The sequence below is a fragment of the Arthrobacter sp. NyZ413 genome, from assembly GCF_049390645.1.
GTDB lineage: Bacteria > Actinomycetota > Actinomycetes > Actinomycetales > Micrococcaceae > Arthrobacter.
The window spans coordinates 2,623,971-2,640,214 of record NZ_CP155434.1 but is presented as its reverse complement, the minus strand read 5'-3'; the positions used below and the strand labels follow the sequence as shown (position 1 = coordinate 2,640,214).

Here is a 16,244-nt window from a genome sequence, read left to right as displayed (position 1 = left end):
GCCGCGCCCTAAAACTGAAGCGTACGACGCCGGGTGAGCGCCCGGCGTCGTACGCTTACCTTAAAGAACACACACCTTAAGGGGACGAAATGACCGAGAAGGTCAAGCTGCTCAGCCACGTCGAAGCGATCAACTGGAACCGCATCCAGGACGATAAGGACGTGGAGGTCTGGAACCGGCTGGTCAACAACTTCTGGCTGCCGGAGAAGGTTCCGCTCTCCAACGACGTCCAGTCCTGGCACACGCTGACGCCGCAAGAGCAGCAGTTGACCATGCGGGTTTTCACGGGCCTGACCTTGCTCGACACGATCCAGGGCACGGTCGGCGCGGTCTCCTTGATCCCGGATGCGCTGACCCCGCACGAAGAGGCTGTCTACACGAACATCGCGTTCATGGAGTCGGTGCACGCGAAGTCGTACTCGTCGATTTTCTCCACCTTGTGCTCCACCAAGGAGATCGACGACGCCTTCCGCTGGTCCCTCGAGAACGAGAACCTGCAGAAGAAGGCCCAGATCGTCATGGACTACTACCAAGGCGACGATCCCCTGAAGCGCAAGGTCGCGTCCACCCTGCTGGAATCGTTCCTGTTCTACTCCGGCTTCTACTTGCCCATGTACTGGTCTTCCCGCGCGAAGCTCACGAACACGGCAGACCTCATCCGCCTGATCATCCGCGACGAAGCCGTGCACGGATACTACATCGGCTACAAGTTCCAGAAGGGCCTCGAGAAGGTTTCCGAGGAGAAGCGCCAGGAAATCAAGGACTACACATTCGAGCTCCTCTTCGAGCTGTACGAAAACGAGGTCCAGTACACCCACGACCTCTACGACGGGGTTGGCCTGGCTGAGGACGTCAAGAAGTTCCTGCACTACAACGCCAACAAGGCACTCATGAACCTCGGCTACGAAGCGATGTTCCCGGCCTCGGTCACGGACGTGAACCCGGCGATCCTCTCGGCACTGTCCCCGAACGCCGACGAGAACCACGACTTCTTCAGCGGGTCCGGTTCTTCGTATGTGATTGGCAAGGCAGTCAACACGGAAGATGAGGACTGGGAGTTCTAGCTTTTTTGTGAGATTCCTGCTAAGCACGCGTACTTCAGGCCGAGCTTTGCGAGTGGGAGTGCTTTGAGCTGTTCTAGCAGGTGACGGTGCCCGTGTAGGGCGCGCCGGTCCAGGTGTTCCCCGGCGCGGCTAGGTATAGGCCGTGGATCTGATACGTCCAGGTGCCTTTGAGCGCGGGGTGCGCCGCGGTATAGGTCCAGCCCGTTGTCGGGACGTTGGCGCCGGTGGGGTCGGTCAGGACGAAATCGTAGGAGGTTGCCCGGGGCACGGTTCCGTGGTCGGCGACGGTAATGCTGAGGATGCGCCCGGCCGGACAGGACGCCACGATGACCGGACCGGTCGGGGCGGGCAGGCTCATCGTCGACGCAGTAAGGGAGCCCGTGTCCGTGCCGGTGAACGTGGCCCTCGCGATTCCCGGGGCGCTGACCAGCATCAGGGCGGCCGCCACCACAGCCGCAGCACGCCCGATTGCGGGCGTGCCCGCGGGGGTGGTGTGTGGTCGTTGGGGCACGGTCAAAGGCTTTCGTTCAGTGAGTGTGATCCGGTTCCATTGTTCCCCGCTTGTCGGTGGTGGAACAGCTCCCTTCGCCGGGCGCTTGGATCGGAAGGAGGCAGCTGGCTGGTCCGCCTGGGACCTTCTCCAGTTCTAACTGGTGCTGTTTGACGTCTTTACCGACCGCTGCGGCCCCGGCATGGTCGGTCCGCGTCAGGGCATCTTCGAGCCCGGCGCACCGATCCTCCATCTGCAGTGCCCCGACCATGGCGGAGCTGACTTTCAGGCTCAACACTGCGTCCCCGGCCTGCTGGTCGTCACCGCTGTGCGGTCATGGCTGCGGTCCTCGTACTGTGGTGGCGGCGGTGGTGCCGCCCTCCGCCGTGAGGGGCGTCGACGGCGGAGGGCGAGTAGGGCTGGCTTGCGGGGTGTTACTGGTTGGTGGCTGTGCGCTGGGTGCCGGTGAAAGTGAACCCGACCGTGCTGCTCAGACCCTGGAAGGTGTTGTCCGCAGTGGTGGGCAGGGTCATGGTGACGCGGAGGCTATCGGTATTGCCCGCGGTCAGGGAGGACAGGTTGGCCAGTGCCATGTTCGCGCCGACAACGGCGTGCGAAGCAAGGACGGTAGTAACAGTGCCCGCGCAGGTGTAAGTAAAGGCGGGAGACGTGCCGGCCTCGAGCCAGCCCGTGGAGCACTTGTCCACGACCACCTGCAGCCCGTTGGTCGGATCGGAGTCCAGCTTCGTGCTGGTCGTGGTCGCAGCGCTCGTCAAGGTGACGGCGGAGAGGTTCTGGTTGCCTGCGGCGTTGCTCAGGGTCACCGCGCGCTGGATGGTGTCACCCGGGACGATGCCGGTGGCCGCGACGTTGAGCCGGTTGGTGGCGGCCGTGGTGCCTAAGGCGATGTTGACGGTGCCGGATCCGACGGCGGCGCTGGCCGACGTCGAGGACGTGAAGGCGCCGTAGGTTCCCAGCCCGGCCACACCGGCGGCCGTGCCGACCAGGGCTAGGGAGGCGATGACCTTGCCGGTGGTGGTTTTCAGGTTCAGACCCATGATCGGTTCTCCGCTTCCGTGTTGTCCTGGTGGCTGTGATACCCGTGTTGCTGTTGATTCCACTGTGAGACACTCGGTTTAAGACGGCGCGGGAATCCGGTCAGGGTTGGATCAAGATTGGGTAAATTTCCCCTCAAGAAACTTCAGCACCACCAAAACCACAGCTAAGGCAACGATGACGAGTACGGACTACCGACCCCACGCCCGGATTGACGGCGCCAATGCCCCTGAACGGGCAAGGCTCGAGGACGTGGCCATGACCCGCCTCCTGGACACGCCGTCGGAGGAGCGTTTCGACCGGATCACGCGGCTTGCCCAAGGCCTTTTCGGCGTCGCGGCGGCCAGTATTTCCTTGATAACTGAGGACCGCCAGTATCTGAAGTCCTTTGTTGGTCCGTTGTCGCGTGAGTCGAGGCGGAGCGATACGTTCTGCAACGAGGCGATCAAGTCCGCCGAAACGATGGTGGTGGAGGACGCGTTCGCCGATGAGCGATTCCGGCAGAGTCCGCTCGTGACGGGTGATCCGCACATCAAGTTCTACGCCGGGCATCCGCTCACCGGGCCCGGCGGCACGCACGTCGGGACGTTTTGCGTCATCGACCAGGTCCCGCGGTCCTTCAGCGCCGAACAACGGAAAATCCTCGAGGACCTGGCCGCCATCATCCAGCGGGAAATGAACTTGTCTTGGGACATCGGGGCAGGGGCCCGTGTCCAGCGGTCGCTGCTGCCTGCCGTTCCGGCCGCGCCGGAGGGGTATTCCCTAGGCACATGCTATTACCCCGTTTCCGGCGTCAGCGGGGATTTCTTCGAGCTCGGTACGACGACGGGAGGCGCCTTTCGTGTCACGGTCGGTGACGCGATGGGCAAGGGAGTTGGTGCCGGACTGGTGGCCGGCACGGTTCATTCCGCCTTGGCGCACACCGGCTGGGTCGCCGAACCTGCGCGTCTTTTCGAGGAGGCGGCGGCCGATCTGGACGGGACGCTGGTCCGGGCCGGATCCTATGCCACGGTGTTCCATGCGACGCTGGACCCGGTCACCGGTTCAGGCAGCTACGCGGATGCCGGCCAGGGGCTGAGCCATATCCTGCGTGCCGACGGAACAATCGAACGCCTTGCCCCGACCGGGCCGCCGCTGGGCTTGATGCCGGGCCAGAGCTGGGACATGGATCATTTCACGCTGGCTTGCGGGGATGCCCTCCTGGTTCCCACCGACGGTCTTCTGGACTTGCATGGCGGTGACCTCGATCAACTCCATGCAGCGTTGGGCGTCTGCCGGGAAGGCGAGGACCCGGACATCGCAGTGAAAGACCTGTGCGACCGGCGCGGAAAGGGAGTTGTCCTGGACGACATCACGGCGGTCCTGCTCCGGCGTAACTAGCAGCAGGGCTTGCCCGTGCCCTCGGACACTGGTGTTGGTTACTGCGTCAGGTGGGAATGATGTTGAACAGGAAGCGCTTCCGGACCATCACCCACAGCAGAGCCAGAATGACCACGTACGCCAGGGAGTTCACCAGCAGGTTTCCGCTTTGCAGCCATGGAATGTTGGCCACTACCGCGATCAACGCCACGTGCACGATGAAGACATACAGCGTGGCCCGGCCCAACGGGACGAGAAGCCGGCCGACGGTTCGCTCCACGGGCTTCCAGTAAACGGTCAGCAGCGCGAACACCGTCACCACCAACGTCAGGACGTTCAAAAGCCGGCCCGGGCCAAGGAACGTGCGGTCGAAGTATTGGTCGTACAGGCCCCGGTATGTGGCGTCCGGCAGGAGCGCCAGACGATAGTCGAGCTGGTTGGAGAGGTATGGATTGGCCCACGAGGCGATGGCGAACACCAACGTAATCCCGGCGCAGACGGCAACCACCCACCGATGAGTTGTGAGCCACGCCACGATCCGCTGGCGGTAGGTCCCGGCGACGAGGCCCACAATGAAGAGGACCTGCCATACGAGCAAGGGAAACGAGTCCTCGAATTGGGACGGCAGGATCCGGAACCGGAACACCGACCCCACCACGTACAGGGAAAAGGTGGCCAGAAGGACCCACGCTGCCTTTCCGCGTGCCACCGCCAGCAACACCAAGGGACTGAGCAGAAGCATCACTACATAGAGGCCCATCACGTTGAATTGCCAAGGACCGAACTGCAGGAGCAGGATCGACGGAATGACCGCCGGGGGCACCGGGAATTGCAACAGTCCGCGCATGCCCGCGTAGAGATCGTAGGTGCGGCCGGCGGCATCATGGCCGGCGGCTCCCGTGCCTTGGTCCGTGAAAGTCGTGAGGGTATCCGCGTTGATCTGGGGCACCAGGCTGATGACGAACACCGCGGCCGTCACCACCAACGCCGTCGTGTACAGCTTCCCGGCCCTTCTGGACGTCCGGCCCACAACTTCGCCCAGACGGTCTTTAGCGCGCGGACCGTAGACCATCCCCAGCACGAGGCCGGAGAGCAGGACGAAGAGCTCCGCGCCTGAGACGAACCCGATCGCTTCTTGGGTGAACAATTGGAATATCGAGTTCAGGCCCAAATGGTCCACCACGACGAACACGATTGCCACGCCACGCAGAAGGTCCACCCGCGAGTCCCGGGCGGAGTCGTCGTCGTACGACCACCCCCGAACGGCGCGGACGCGCTGAGGCAGCAACCAGAGCCCGACGGCGGCAGCCAGCGCAGCGAGCATGGCCAACCAGGCTGCCGGGCCGCTCAGTGTATTGGGAGCGGACGGAGAGCTTTGTTGGACCTTTTTCGTGACCGGCGCCGTGGTGAAGGTGGTGGACTTCCTGACGTCGGCGCCCGCGGCGCCCGCGATGGCCGGGTTGCCGGCAATGCGCCAATCGATGGAGACGTTTCCCACGCCCCGGCTTTCGGTTCTTTCGTCCCAAACGACGGCGCCGATCTTGCCGAACCGCGCAGATGAGGCGGTGCTGAGGATCTGGCTCCACCACGATGATTTGATGTCCTTCTCCGAGGGTCCGCCGGCCGTGGGACTGTAGTACGCGGCCGTCTGGAGGAGCAACGGTTTTCCCCGCCCGGATGCGTACGAGGAGTAGAAATCGGTGCGTGAGGCCCCGGTGCCCGAACCGCCGCTGCTTGGCGCGCCGTCCAGCATTCCTGCCAGTTCGTCGCTGCGCGGGAGGGAATTCACGGCGGCGGCGCCACCGGTGTCGTCGTGATACGCCGAGAGACCGACCCAGTCCACCACGTCGTCACCGGGGTAGAACGGCGAATAGGGGTTGTCCCCGGAGTCCCAGACGCCGTCATGGTTTGTATCCAGTGCCCCGAAGTCCGGACTGCCTGGCGCCGGTGCGTTGCGGTTCTTCGTGAACGGGTAATCCTTACCGGCGAACGGCTGCCACACCATGACGGGACGGGATTGCGTCGCGTCTTTGCCGGACTGCGCCGCGAAGGCGTTCGCCACCGATCGGAAAGCCTGAACGTACGCGTGCGGCTGCTGTCCCCAATCTACCCAGCCCGTATTCATATCCGGTGCGAAATCGATGAAGACCCGACCCGGGAACTTGTCCGTCAACTGCTTGACCTGCGCCGCGAAGTCCGTCGCCGCGACGGCCGTCACCTGTCCAAGCGGCACGGTGGGCCGGACGTTCAGCAGCGCGTAGGAGCCCGCCTGGGCACTCTGGGAAAGGAACTGCCGGATGTAGGCCTTCTCGCCGTCCGTGACCGGAAGGGATACATCGTGTGCGAATAGCGCCGGCGTGGCTTGCAAACGGTCCGCGAAGCCTGCGGCGTCGTCTTCGCTCCATTCCAGTGCAGCGCCAAGGTATGGCCGACCGGGTCCGGGGTCCGCAATACCGGACGCTGTGCCGTCCGCGGAAGTGGCAGGAGCCAAAGGGCCAGCGACCAGGAACCCGGCGCACAGCAGAAGGCCGATCACCAACCGCAGCAGCACGCCGGACCTTTTGCGGCGTCGCCCGGGCACCCCGGAACTGGTCATGCGGTCCTCCCCCCCACCTGCCGGACCATGGCCCTCGCCAAGCCCCGTGAAGAAGCTTAGAGGACTTTCCGGCCTCGCCGCGGACCCAGTTTCGCATCATCCCTATCCGCCACACTGAGCTCGCGAACGCATCTGCTCCGGCACCGATCCAGATACTGACGTTCTGCAAAAGGTGGGCGCGGGACGTCAGCCGGGTTCACGCCGTCGGGCACTGCCAGGGGTCCGGCCATCAAACACACAGGTCGGGGTCCTGTCGGGGAGTCCGGGGGCGCGGGGTGGATGTCGATGCGGTTTCGTCCAAGGCCTTTCGCCTCGTACAGCGCCCGGTCCGCGGCCTCCACCACCATCGGTGAGAGGTCGCCGCAGACGGTGCACCTGGTGGCGATGCCGTAGCTCACGGTCGGGAAGGTGACACCCTGCGGGGGCTTCGCCGCTGCGAGGTGCCTATTGATGGTCTCGGCGATGATCCAGGCGCTTTCCTGATGAGCGCCGGGGAGAAGGATGATGAATTCTTCCCCGCCGTACCGGCAACCCGGCGATGCCCGACCCCGCGGGCGCAAGAGGCCTTGGATGGGCGGAACTGCCGGAGTTCTTGCCAACCGACGGTATTTATCCGAGAATCCCGACAAAGCGATGTAACCGGCCACGGCGCCGGGGTCGGTCATTCAGAATTCGGGCGGCAGTGGTTTTTCGGATGTTGGCCCTGCGTGGCGCGGGTCCGACGCCGGGAGGGCCGGCGTCGGAGGCGCGTGGCCGCTTCACCGTGGACAAAGGCGCGGTCGCCGACGCGGCCGCCATAGCTGTGAGGAGAAAATCATGGGTCCTGCGATCCGCAGCCTGGTGATCCCTGTGTCGGATCTTGGGGCCGCTAAGGTCATCTACACGGCCCTGTTCGGCGCACCGCACACCGATCAGCCGTACTACGTGGGGTACAACGTCGACGGGTTCGAGATTGCCCTGGCACCGGGGGACATGGTCGACGGCCCGGTGGCGAACGCCGACGTCGAGGACCTGGACGCGGTCCGGGCTGCATTGCTTGCCGCCGGGGCGAGCGAACGCAGCGCCCCGCGCCAGGTAGCACCCGGGATGCGGGTATGCGTGCTGGCCGACGCTGACGGCAACCCGATCGGACTGCGCGGCCGGTAGGACCCGGGGTCCGGCGCCCTCGCGGGCTCGCCACAGGTACCGCCCTGACGTTCTACCTGTTTTCACTATGGACCCGGGCCGCTGCTGGCACGCCGGCGTCCATTCTCACGCGGGTCCGCTTGCACGCCCTCGGGAGTCCGGTTTGGGTCCCGGTGTTGTTCAGCGTGGCTGGCGTGCCGTTCCGGCCGTGCCCGTCCGGTGGTAGGACGGTGAGGTCAAGTCAGCAGCGGGGTTTGCCGGTGCCGTAGTGCAGCCAGCCGGGCAGGTCTGCGGTGAAGGCGCCGCGTATGGCTGAAGTGCGGGTAGTGGTCCAGTCGACCTTTGCCCCGACCTCGCTTTCCTGTTTGTCCCATTCGAACCAGTTGATCATTTTCAAGCGTGGGAAGAGCTTGGGGATGTCGGGGCTGAATACCTGGCGCCACCAGGCCTGTTTGATGGCCAGCTCTGCGCTCGTGTCGCCGGCAGTGTTGAACAGGGCCGCCGTTTCAGGGATGGCTACGGGTTTGTCGTGCTGGTTGCCGTAGATGGCGTAGAAGTTGGGCACGGCGAGGTCGTTGCCGCCCGCGCCGTTGTATTCGCCAGTGAGTTGCTGGACGAACTTCCCAGGCTCGGGGACCACGTTCGCGCCCCAGGGGTAGGTGTTACCCCAGTGGTAGAGCGAGATGCCGACCCAGTCGACGGCGTCATCGCCGGGATAGTAGGGGGCGTACGGGTCGTCGGAGCCGTCGATGACTCCGTCGTGGTTGGTGTCCAGCGCCTGCCGCGCCGGGGTTCCTGGCTTGGCTTCGTACTGGCCTCCGGCGAAGGGGTACCCGCCGCCGTAGTTCGGCGCCCACATCATGGCCGTGCCTGGCGCGCCCGCGTGTACGGCCCCTGCAACAGCGCGGAACGTCGCGACGTAGGCTTGGGGCTGCTGTCCCCATGCGTACCAGCTGCCGTTCATTTCGTGCGCGAACCGGATGATTACAGGCACTCCGGAATCATTGGTTTCCTTCACCGTTGCTACGAGCCGGCCGATCGCGTCCGGGGTGACGGCGGCCAGCCCGGAGCGCGGCTCAAGGGTCAGGAGCATGATTCCGCCTTGGGAGCGGATCTGGTCCGCGGCGCCGTGGATGTTCTTGATGCCTTCGTCCGTGAGGGGCATGTCGGTGAAGTTGACGGCAACAGCTGGGTGGCGTCCAAGCCGCGCTGAGTAGTCCGCGAGCTGCTCCGTGCCCCAGTCCAGGTTCACGCCGAAAAGCGCGCCGTCCTGGGGGACAAGCGCAGCGTACGGGGTAGCCGTGCACGCCGTGGTGGCCAAGGGTGCGGGCAACGGGGCTGAACCCGATGCTGTGCACCCGGTCAGGACCAGGCACAATGCCGTGCCGGCAGCGAGGAGGGCGGGACGAAGCGAGACCATGCCCCCAACCTAGCCGCGAACGGCCCGCTTTTCTCGCCCACTATCGGTCTTTAGCCAATAAACCGGATAAAACCTTCGGCGAGGTTGACTGGAACACACCCGGCTGCTCCGTCCCGTCACTGCTCTGACGGCAGGTTCATCGTCGGTGCGGTAAGGGCGCCCCCTGGGATGCAAGCCAGAGGCGCGCTTTGTCAGGGGCCGCTTTAACGCCGTGGCGCCCCTCAAGAGATCTCTTAAGGGGCGCCACCTGTTCAGGCAATCCGGGGCGGGGGTCAGTCCGGGCTGACGGATGGACTCCGGTGTTGGCTTGGCTTCATCATCTCGAACTGCGGGATGTCGCCTGAAGTCGGGCCGCCGCGGAACTTCGGCGAGGGTACCTGGCCCTCGCTGATCCGTGCGATTTCCTGTTCCTCGAAAGCGGCTTCGGCTCCGAGCATGATGGCGGAATCCTCGTTGGTGATTTCACCGCGGAAGGCCCGGACCATGACGGAACGGTCGAACTGGCCTTCCCATTTCGCGACGATAAAGGTTGCCACGCAATTGCCGAGGAGGTTGACGACGACGCGCATGGAGTCCATGAGGCGGTCTGCGCCCAGGAGGAGCGCGACGCCAGCGACTGGGAAGATGCCCAGAGCCGTTGCCGTGGCCGAGAGTGCCAGGAAGGATGAACCTGGGACCCCGGCCATGCCCTTGGAGGTCAGGAGCAGGACGCCGAGGGCAGCCAACTGCTGACCGAGGTCAAGGTGGTGTCCGAAGGCCTGGGCCAGGAACAGCAGTGAGATCGAAAGATAGATCGCGGCACCGTCGAGGTTGAAAGAATACCCGGTCGGAACCACCAGGCCGGTCGTGGCACGGGAACATCCCGCGTTGGTCAGCTTGGTCATGATCCGCGGCATGACAGCTTCAGTGGACGCAGTGCCGAGCGCGAGGAGGAATTCCTCACGCGTGTACCTCAAGAAGTGCCACAAGGGCACGCGGGCGAAGCTCCAGGCGACCAGGAACAGCAGACCGATGAAGATCACAGCAGCCCCGTAGCAAGAGGCAATCAGGAGGGCATAGGTCCCCAGGGTGTCCAGCCCGTACTGGCCGATGATGAACGCCATGGCACCGAAGGCACCAATAGGGGCGACCTTCATGATCCACGACATGATCTTGAAAATAAGCTCCAGGACCGTTTCCATGAGGCTGATCACCGGGAGGCACCGTTCGCGCCCGATCACGACGATGGCCGCACCAAAGAAGACCGAGAAGAAGAGAACTTGGAGAAGGCTGTTGCTGGCGAACGCACCGATGACGGAGGTCGGGATGATATCCAGGATGAACGATGCCGCGTTCTTGGGCGGCGCGGTACCGGTGGCAGCGTTGAGCGCGTCCTGCGACAGCGTGCTGGGGTCGATGCGAAGTCCTGCACCAGGCTGGACAAGGTTTCCAACGATCAAGCCGAAAACCAATGCGAATACCGTTGCGCCGGTGAAGTACAGGAGCGCCTTGATCCCGACCCTTCCGACCGCCTTGACGTCGCCGACTGCTGAGATGCCCGTGACGATCACGAGGAAGATCAGCGGAGCGATGATCATCTTGATGAGTTGAATGAAACCATCGCCCAGTGGCCGGAGGGCGGACCCGATATTCGGCCAAAAATGGCCGATGAGTACACCTGCGACGACGGCGATCAGAATCTGGAAGAAGAGCGACTTGTACAGTGGCTTCTTCTTCCGCGGGGCCGAACTCGCCTTCAGCGCCGCAGAGTCTGGGATCTTCATTGATCTGAACCAATCAGTTTGAGGATGGCCCCTGATTTCGGGGACTGATTTCAATGTAATCCCGCTCACATCATTCCACAAGAGGAAATATAATTTTCACATCATGGAATACGGCGAACGCTCTGGCGGCGGTCCGGCTGAGAGCTTGTGGACAGATTATGACCCTCGAGGGGCGTCCTAAAGGCGCGAACTGTACACAAACGCAATGCGGCGACACATCGCTCCGTAGGGCGTCGGCGACGCGCGCCACCACCCTCACTGGGCCTCGCCGCATATCGAGTTTGCTTGATTTTCGCCCGCCGCCAGAGAGGCTTCGTATTGCTGAGAACCGCTTGAACCGGAACAGCCGTGTGGGCTTCGGAGGAAAGCCGGGAGAGTCAGGTTTTCGGGTTGAGGGTTCCGCGGGCGATGCTGTCTGCCGAGTGGGCGGGATTTCCGTTGTATGGCTGGTTGGAGATGTCGACGATGGGGTATTGGGCCAAGTCGACGCCGGCGGGGATGGTGAAGACGCCGGAATCGTTGGCGAGGACGCCCAGGCTGACCATTCTGGATAGGTCGGCGGACCCCAGCCATACTCCACGGAATCCGGTGATGTGGTCGTTGGAGAGCTGGATCGCGAGTTGGCGGGTTCCGTCCGGGAGTTGTTTGACGGTTGCGTCTCCGCTCGCGGTGTGCGAGGGCAGGGGAGCCAGGGGTGTTCGGGCGAGGATGATGGCGGCGGGGGCCGATTGGGTGGGCGCGGGGGCGGGGGAGCCGGCGTGTCCGAGGACTCCCGCTGCGGTCCATCCGGCTGCTGTGCCCAGGACGATGCCGGCCGCGGCGGCGCTGATCCAGAACCGGGGGCGGGCATGCCGGCTTTTGGGGCCGGGCTGTAGTGGAATCGGTGCGGCCTGTGGTTGTTCGCCGTGGCGTGCGGGTGTTTGATCTGCGGCCGGATTGATCGGCGGCGTCCCCGCTGATGCAGCAGGCCAACCGGTTTCCCGGGTGAGGGGGTCCGGTGCTAGGTCGGGGGAGAGCCCGAGGGCCTGATGGATGGCGGTCCAGTTCTGGCTGCCGGGTTTCTCGAGTTCGATGCCCGTGGGATCGAGGGTGGCGATGTGCACGGCGTGCTGCAGGCTCCGGAGGGTTTCGGTGCACTGAGGGCAGTTGGCGAGATGGGTTGCGTCCGTGTCTGTTCCCACGGGCTCGCCAAGGGCCAGGAGGCTGAGAAGTTCGGCGTCAAGGTGTTCCATGTTCCACCTCCAAGCGGGTACGCAAACGGGCGAGGCTGCGCCGGATGTGGCTTTTGACGGTGCCTAGCGGCAGGTTCAGTCGCGAGGAGATCTGGTCGTGGGTCAGGTCTTCGTAGAATGCCAGCCGCATTATTGTCTGTTGTGGATCCCCTAAGTGTTCCAGTTCTTCGTCCAGGGTCAGGCGGTCGGCGACCTCTTCGACATCGCCGGTATCCGGTCCCGCAGACGGGTCTGCGACCAGTTGGATGGCGGCTTGTTCCAGATGGTGCTGTCGGGATCGCACCGATAACGCGTCGGAGATGGAATTGCGCGTGATCCCGATAAGCCATGCCGGCAGCCGTGCCGCCTCGGGGCGATAGCTGGTCCGCGATTTCCAGGCCCGGATGAAGACCTCCTGGGTAACGTCGTCGGCGGCGGCACGTTCTCCCAGGGACCGCATCGCCAGGGTGTACACCAGCGGGCTGAACCGCCGGTAGGCCTCGGCGAGGACGCGTTCGTCGCCGCCGGCAAAGGCCTGATCGAGACCGGGGTCCCAATCATGCGCGGCGGCAGCCTCCATGGGGTGCTCCTTCGAGCGGCAACGGGCCTTGTTCAACCACATTATGCCGCTCGACCCGCCAGCTGCGCCATGGCCGGGTCTCGTAGCCGTCCGGGTGGTTGCGGTACACATGAGGGCGGGACCGCGGTCAACGCGGTCCCGCCCTGGAGGGAATCTGCTGGGTGCGGGAGCTACGGAGGGCTACCCGCCGTGGTGTTCGTGTCCGTGTGATGCGGAGTCTACGATCTGGAGGGCAACGCCAAGGTTGTTATCGGCCAGGCTTCCCCAAGCGTAGACGATGGTGTTCTTCCCCGCAGCGACCGTGAGGTCAGCGGGGCCGATCAGGGCAGCTGTGGTTCCCGCGGCGGCGACCGAAGCGGAGACGGTTTCTGCCTTCAGGGTGAGGGTCCGTTGATGCCCGTTGGCCAAGCCTTCAATGACCGGCGTCCCGCCAGCCAAGACATCGACGGCGGGAGCCGCAGCGACGTGGCGGACGGTCAGCTTGCCCTGCCCGTCCGGGCTGGCCGAGGTGTCGTTGGTGAACAGAGTGGCCGTGGGGCTGCCGTCAGCGGCCAGGTGCGCGACAGCCGTGTAGTCCCGGCCGGCTTCCAGGTCCACTGTGACGGGGCCGATCACAGGATTGTCGGCGCTGGTGGCGTCGGCACCGGTGATGGCAATCTTGTGATCACCGTCGGGGACGTTCAGCGGCCCGGCCAAGGTGCCTGGGGCGAAGTTGTCCAGGGTGAGTTTGCCATCGACCCAGACGTCCACCGTCAGGCCAGGGACGCCGTGGAGGACGGACAGTTTCGCTGTGCCGTCGTCGCCATGATGACAGGTGCTGGCCTGGGCCGGGGCAGCCAAGGCCAGCGCTGCGAGCAGCGTCATTACTCCGGCGGCCGCAGAGAGTGTTTTACGCATTTCCAACTCCTCATTGAGGCCCACAGGGGGCTGTGGTTGTGCTTACACCCTTACTACCGGCCGGAAGCCCTGGCCGGATGCACGCGTATGGAAGTTTCCCTTGAGCCGGGACGCTCCAATGCATCGATGAACAGGCTCGGGTCCCTTCGGGAATCGACCCTGCGATGTAGAAACCGCCTAACCGATGGAGCGCCAGATCGACCCACTCAGAGCATTCCACCCCTTGGGTGCCTGGTACCTGAAAACCGGATTGGCGCCATGCGCAGCGATTACGAGCAACTACTCGAGAATAGTGGCGGACCTCGCCCAGTGCCGTGCTCGTCTCTTCGCCTCCGGGCAGAATAGTTGGAGTTCGTCACGCAGACTGTCAGGATGGAGGGACCGGATTCCTGCCAAGGAAGCCCCTGCAAAGGAGAACTGTGAGCATCGAACTCGAACAGATTCCTGCCCTTGTTGTCATCGATCTGCAGTCCGGCATTGTCGGTCAGCCGGCCGCGCACCCGATCGAGCAGGTCATCAGGAATTCGGCGGAGCTTGCTGAGGCGTTCCGGGCGAAGGGTTTGCCCGTTGTGCTCGTCAATGTCGATGCCACCGCACCCGGCCGCACTGAGCGGAACAAAGCGCTGGGGAGGTCCGGTCCGCAGTCGTTGCCGGCTGAGGCCACCGTTCTCGTTCCGGAGTTGAACCAACAGCAGAGTGACATCACCGTCACGAAGAGGACTTTTGGTGCCTTCCTGTCGACCGATCTCGATGCAAAGCTCAAGGGAGTCGGGGCAAACCAGATCGTGCTGACCGGGGTCTCCACCACGTCCGGTGTGGAGTCGACGGCCCGCTCGGCCTACGAGCTTGGTTACCACGTTGCCTTCGTGCTGGACGCGATGACTGACGGCAATGCCGAAGCGCATTAGGCCTCAGTCAAGCACCAGTTCCCAAAGCTGGGGGAGCTCGGGACCACCGCCGAGGTGCTGGAGGCATTGGCTGCCCGCTAGCCCATTGACGACATAGTTGGGCCGCCAAGCGACGCGTGAAACGATGGGCAGCATGACCCAGAAGATTGCGTACCAAGGAGAGCCGGGAGCCAACTCGGATATGGCGTGTAGGGAAATGTTTCCCGAGCTCGGGAGCGTGCCTTGTGCCAGCTTTGAGGACGCATTTGAACAGGTCTCCGGGGGGTCCGTGGATTTGGCCATGATCCCGATCGAAAACTCGATCGCCGGCCGTGTCGCCGATATCCACATCCTGCTTCCGCAGTCCAAGCTGCAGATTGTCGGCGAGTACTTCCTGCCCATCCGTTTCGACCTTTTGGGCATACCGGGAAGCACCATCGAAGACGCCACCGAGGTACACAGCCACATCCATGCCCTAGGCCAGTGCCGGCGGATCATCCGCCAGGCAGGACTGAAGCCGGTTATTGCCGGAGACACCGCCGGCTCAGCCCGGGAGGTGCGTGACTGGAACGATCCCCGCAAACTCTCGCTCGCTCCGCCGCTGGCAGCCAAGCTCTACGGGCTTGAGGTGCTGGCGTCCAGCGTCGAGGACGACCCCACGAACACCACCCGCTTCGTGGTCCTGGCGCGGGAAGGGGAACTTCCCTCAAGGGACGAACTCACTGGTCCCGCGATCACCAGCTTCGTTTTCAGTGTCCGAAACGTCCCATCCGCCCTTTACAAGGCGCTGGGCGGTTTCGCGACGAACGGCGTCAACATGACCCGCTTGGAAAGCTACATGGTGGGCAACGAATTTACCGCTACCACCTTCATTGCCGACGTTGAAGGCCACCCCGATGACCCACGTCTTCGGCGAGCACTGGAAGAGCTGGAATTCTTCACCACGGACATTCGGATTCTGGGCGTGTATGCCGCTGACGCCTATCGCGCCCGGCAAACGGCGAGTGTGTAGGGTCTGCGGGAACTAGCTTATGGTGCCATCTTCCGTGAGTACGATGAGCCTGACGGTGTCCGATCCAAGAATTCGAAGTCGACCAGGTAGCGCCGCAGCATGACGACGTCGTCGGTGTAGCTGAGGAGACGTTCATTCACCTGCCTCTCAGTCAGGTGTTCTCCGGGGCTGAATGCTTCACTGACGATCCGGGCCAACAGTTCCCGTCGTTCGCTTATGTTTGCTGGATACCTTTCGATTCTGCCCAGCCGCATGAAGCGGTCCAACCCGGTTTGGGCCTGGCGCCTGGGCTGCTGCGTGAGGAGGTCGCGAAAGATTGTCTCGGACGCCGCTAGTTGGTTCTCTGCCTTCCGTTCGATGAGGCCGGATTCGAGCAGGAGGGCGGTAGCTTGGTTTCGACGACGGTCGCTCAGCGTGCTTCCGTGCGGACCGCCGGGGACTTTTGCGCCGAGCACTGTTTCTGCGTAGACGATACGCGCGTCCTTATTGGCGAGGGCGGCCATCACTCGCCGCCAGTGCGGACCTCCCGGCTCGGTTCGTCTGGTCACTACGCTGTCCTCACGACTTTTTGCATGTTGTCTTTTGCTGCTGCGGCACTTGGCACAATCTATTGCGCCCGGGGAGAAAATCGTAGTCTGGCCCCGGATTCGTGGACAGGCCTTGTGGGCCGTCGCCCGCTGGTGATCAGCGACAGGTTTGCGTCAACAGGTGAGGCCGGCGCGGCGGCGCCGGAACTGGCTCACTGGTTGCCTGGTTGCCTGGTTGCCTGGTTGTCTGGTTGCCT

16 protein-coding genes are annotated in these 16,244 nt (G+C 63.8%); 5 read left to right on the top strand and 11 right to left on the bottom strand.

The features are described 5' to 3' along the window. Positions 1–89: 89 nt before the first annotated feature. A complete protein-coding gene (nrdF, locus tag ABCW42_RS12355) occupies positions 90–1,064 on the top strand; it encodes a class 1b ribonucleoside-diphosphate reductase subunit beta (RefSeq protein WP_120521948.1) in 975 nt (324 codons plus the stop codon). 73 nt (positions 1,065–1,137) lie between these two features. On the opposite strand, the gene ABCW42_RS12350 is transcribed toward nrdF, so the two are convergent. Both ABCW42_RS12350 and ABCW42_RS12345 read right to left on the bottom strand, forming a co-directional pair. After that, entirely contained in the window at positions 1,138–1,575 is a 438-nt protein-coding gene (locus ABCW42_RS12350; protein ID WP_423181531.1) for a hypothetical protein, read from the bottom strand. Between the two features lie 413 nt (positions 1,576–1,988). After that, positions 1,989–2,612: a TasA family protein gene (locus ABCW42_RS12345; RefSeq protein WP_423181530.1), complete on the bottom strand. Its 624-nt coding sequence runs from the start codon at positions 2,610–2,612 to the stop codon at positions 1,989–1,991. 175 nt (positions 2,613–2,787) lie between these two features. On the opposite strand from ABCW42_RS12345, the gene ABCW42_RS12340 reads away from it, so the two are divergent. Beyond that, positions 2,788–3,990, top strand: coding sequence for a PP2C family protein-serine/threonine phosphatase (locus tag ABCW42_RS12340; protein ID WP_423181529.1), 1,203 nt, complete (start codon positions 2,788–2,790; stop codon positions 3,988–3,990). Positions 3,991–4,036: 46 nt separating this feature from the next. On the opposite strand, the gene opgC is transcribed toward ABCW42_RS12340, so the two are convergent. After that, on the bottom strand, positions 4,037–6,565 hold the full coding sequence (gene opgC, locus ABCW42_RS12335; protein ID WP_423181528.1) for an OpgC domain-containing protein: 2,529 nt from the start codon (positions 6,563–6,565) through the stop codon (positions 4,037–4,039). Between the two features lie 56 nt (positions 6,566–6,621). Next, positions 6,622–7,230 (bottom strand): GGDEF domain-containing protein, encoded by a 609-nt coding sequence (locus tag ABCW42_RS12330; protein WP_423181527.1) that lies wholly within the window; start codon positions 7,228–7,230, stop codon positions 6,622–6,624. A gap of 151 nt (positions 7,231–7,381) precedes the next feature. On the opposite strand from ABCW42_RS12330, the gene ABCW42_RS12325 reads away from it, so the two are divergent. Then, positions 7,382–7,711: a VOC family protein gene (locus ABCW42_RS12325; protein WP_423181526.1), complete on the top strand. Its 330-nt coding sequence runs from the start codon at positions 7,382–7,384 to the stop codon at positions 7,709–7,711. A gap of 220 nt (positions 7,712–7,931) precedes the next feature. On the opposite strand, the gene ABCW42_RS12320 is transcribed toward ABCW42_RS12325, so the two are convergent. The 5 genes from ABCW42_RS12320 to ABCW42_RS12300 all read right to left on the bottom strand — a co-directional run bounded on the left by ABCW42_RS12320 (position 7,932) and on the right by ABCW42_RS12300 (position 13,561). Further along, entirely contained in the window at positions 7,932–9,110 is a 1,179-nt protein-coding gene (locus ABCW42_RS12320; RefSeq protein ID WP_423181525.1) for a glycoside hydrolase family 26 protein, read from the bottom strand. 272 nt (positions 9,111–9,382) lie between these two features. Beyond that, a complete protein-coding gene (locus ABCW42_RS12315; RefSeq protein WP_423181524.1) occupies positions 9,383–10,873 on the bottom strand; it encodes a cation:dicarboxylate symporter family transporter in 1,491 nt (496 codons plus the stop codon). A gap of 377 nt (positions 10,874–11,250) precedes the next feature. Then, a complete protein-coding gene (locus tag ABCW42_RS12310; RefSeq protein ID WP_423181523.1) occupies positions 11,251–12,105 on the bottom strand; it encodes a hypothetical protein in 855 nt (284 codons plus the stop codon). Next, positions 12,092–12,664, bottom strand: coding sequence for an RNA polymerase sigma factor (locus ABCW42_RS12305; RefSeq protein WP_423181522.1), 573 nt, complete (start codon positions 12,662–12,664; stop codon positions 12,092–12,094). The genes ABCW42_RS12310 and ABCW42_RS12305 overlap by 14 nt, the downstream gene beginning before the upstream one ends. A 180-nt stretch (positions 12,665–12,844) precedes the next feature. Then, positions 12,845–13,561, bottom strand: a complete 717-nt coding sequence (locus tag ABCW42_RS12300) for a DUF4397 domain-containing protein (protein WP_423181521.1) — start codon at positions 13,559–13,561, stop codon at positions 12,845–12,847. Positions 13,562–13,980: 419 nt separating this feature from the next. Here ABCW42_RS12300 and ABCW42_RS12295 point away from each other — a divergent pair, with 419 nt between their 5' ends. Beyond that, positions 13,981–14,469 (top strand): cysteine hydrolase, encoded by a 489-nt coding sequence (locus ABCW42_RS12295; RefSeq protein WP_423181520.1) that lies wholly within the window; start codon positions 13,981–13,983, stop codon positions 14,467–14,469. 3 nt (positions 14,470–14,472) lie between these two features. On the opposite strand, the gene ABCW42_RS12290 is transcribed toward ABCW42_RS12295, so the two are convergent. Then, the gene (locus ABCW42_RS12290; RefSeq protein WP_423181519.1) at positions 14,473–14,604 is read right to left on the bottom strand and encodes a hypothetical protein; all 132 of its coding nucleotides are present in this window, start codon (positions 14,602–14,604) and stop codon (positions 14,473–14,475) included. Between ABCW42_RS12290 and ABCW42_RS12285 the strand changes: the two genes are divergently transcribed. Next, on the top strand, positions 14,603–15,460 hold the full coding sequence (locus tag ABCW42_RS12285; protein ID WP_423181518.1) for a prephenate dehydratase: 858 nt from the start codon (positions 14,603–14,605) through the stop codon (positions 15,458–15,460). The two genes, ABCW42_RS12290 and ABCW42_RS12285, sit on opposite strands and share 2 nt — an antisense overlap. A 17-nt stretch (positions 15,461–15,477) precedes the next feature. Here ABCW42_RS12285 and ABCW42_RS12280 read toward each other — a convergent pair whose 3' ends face one another. Next, the gene (locus ABCW42_RS12280; RefSeq protein ID WP_423181517.1) at positions 15,478–16,008 is read right to left on the bottom strand and encodes a DUF2087 domain-containing protein; all 531 of its coding nucleotides are present in this window, start codon (positions 16,006–16,008) and stop codon (positions 15,478–15,480) included. Between the last annotated feature and the right edge of the window lie 236 nt (positions 16,009–16,244).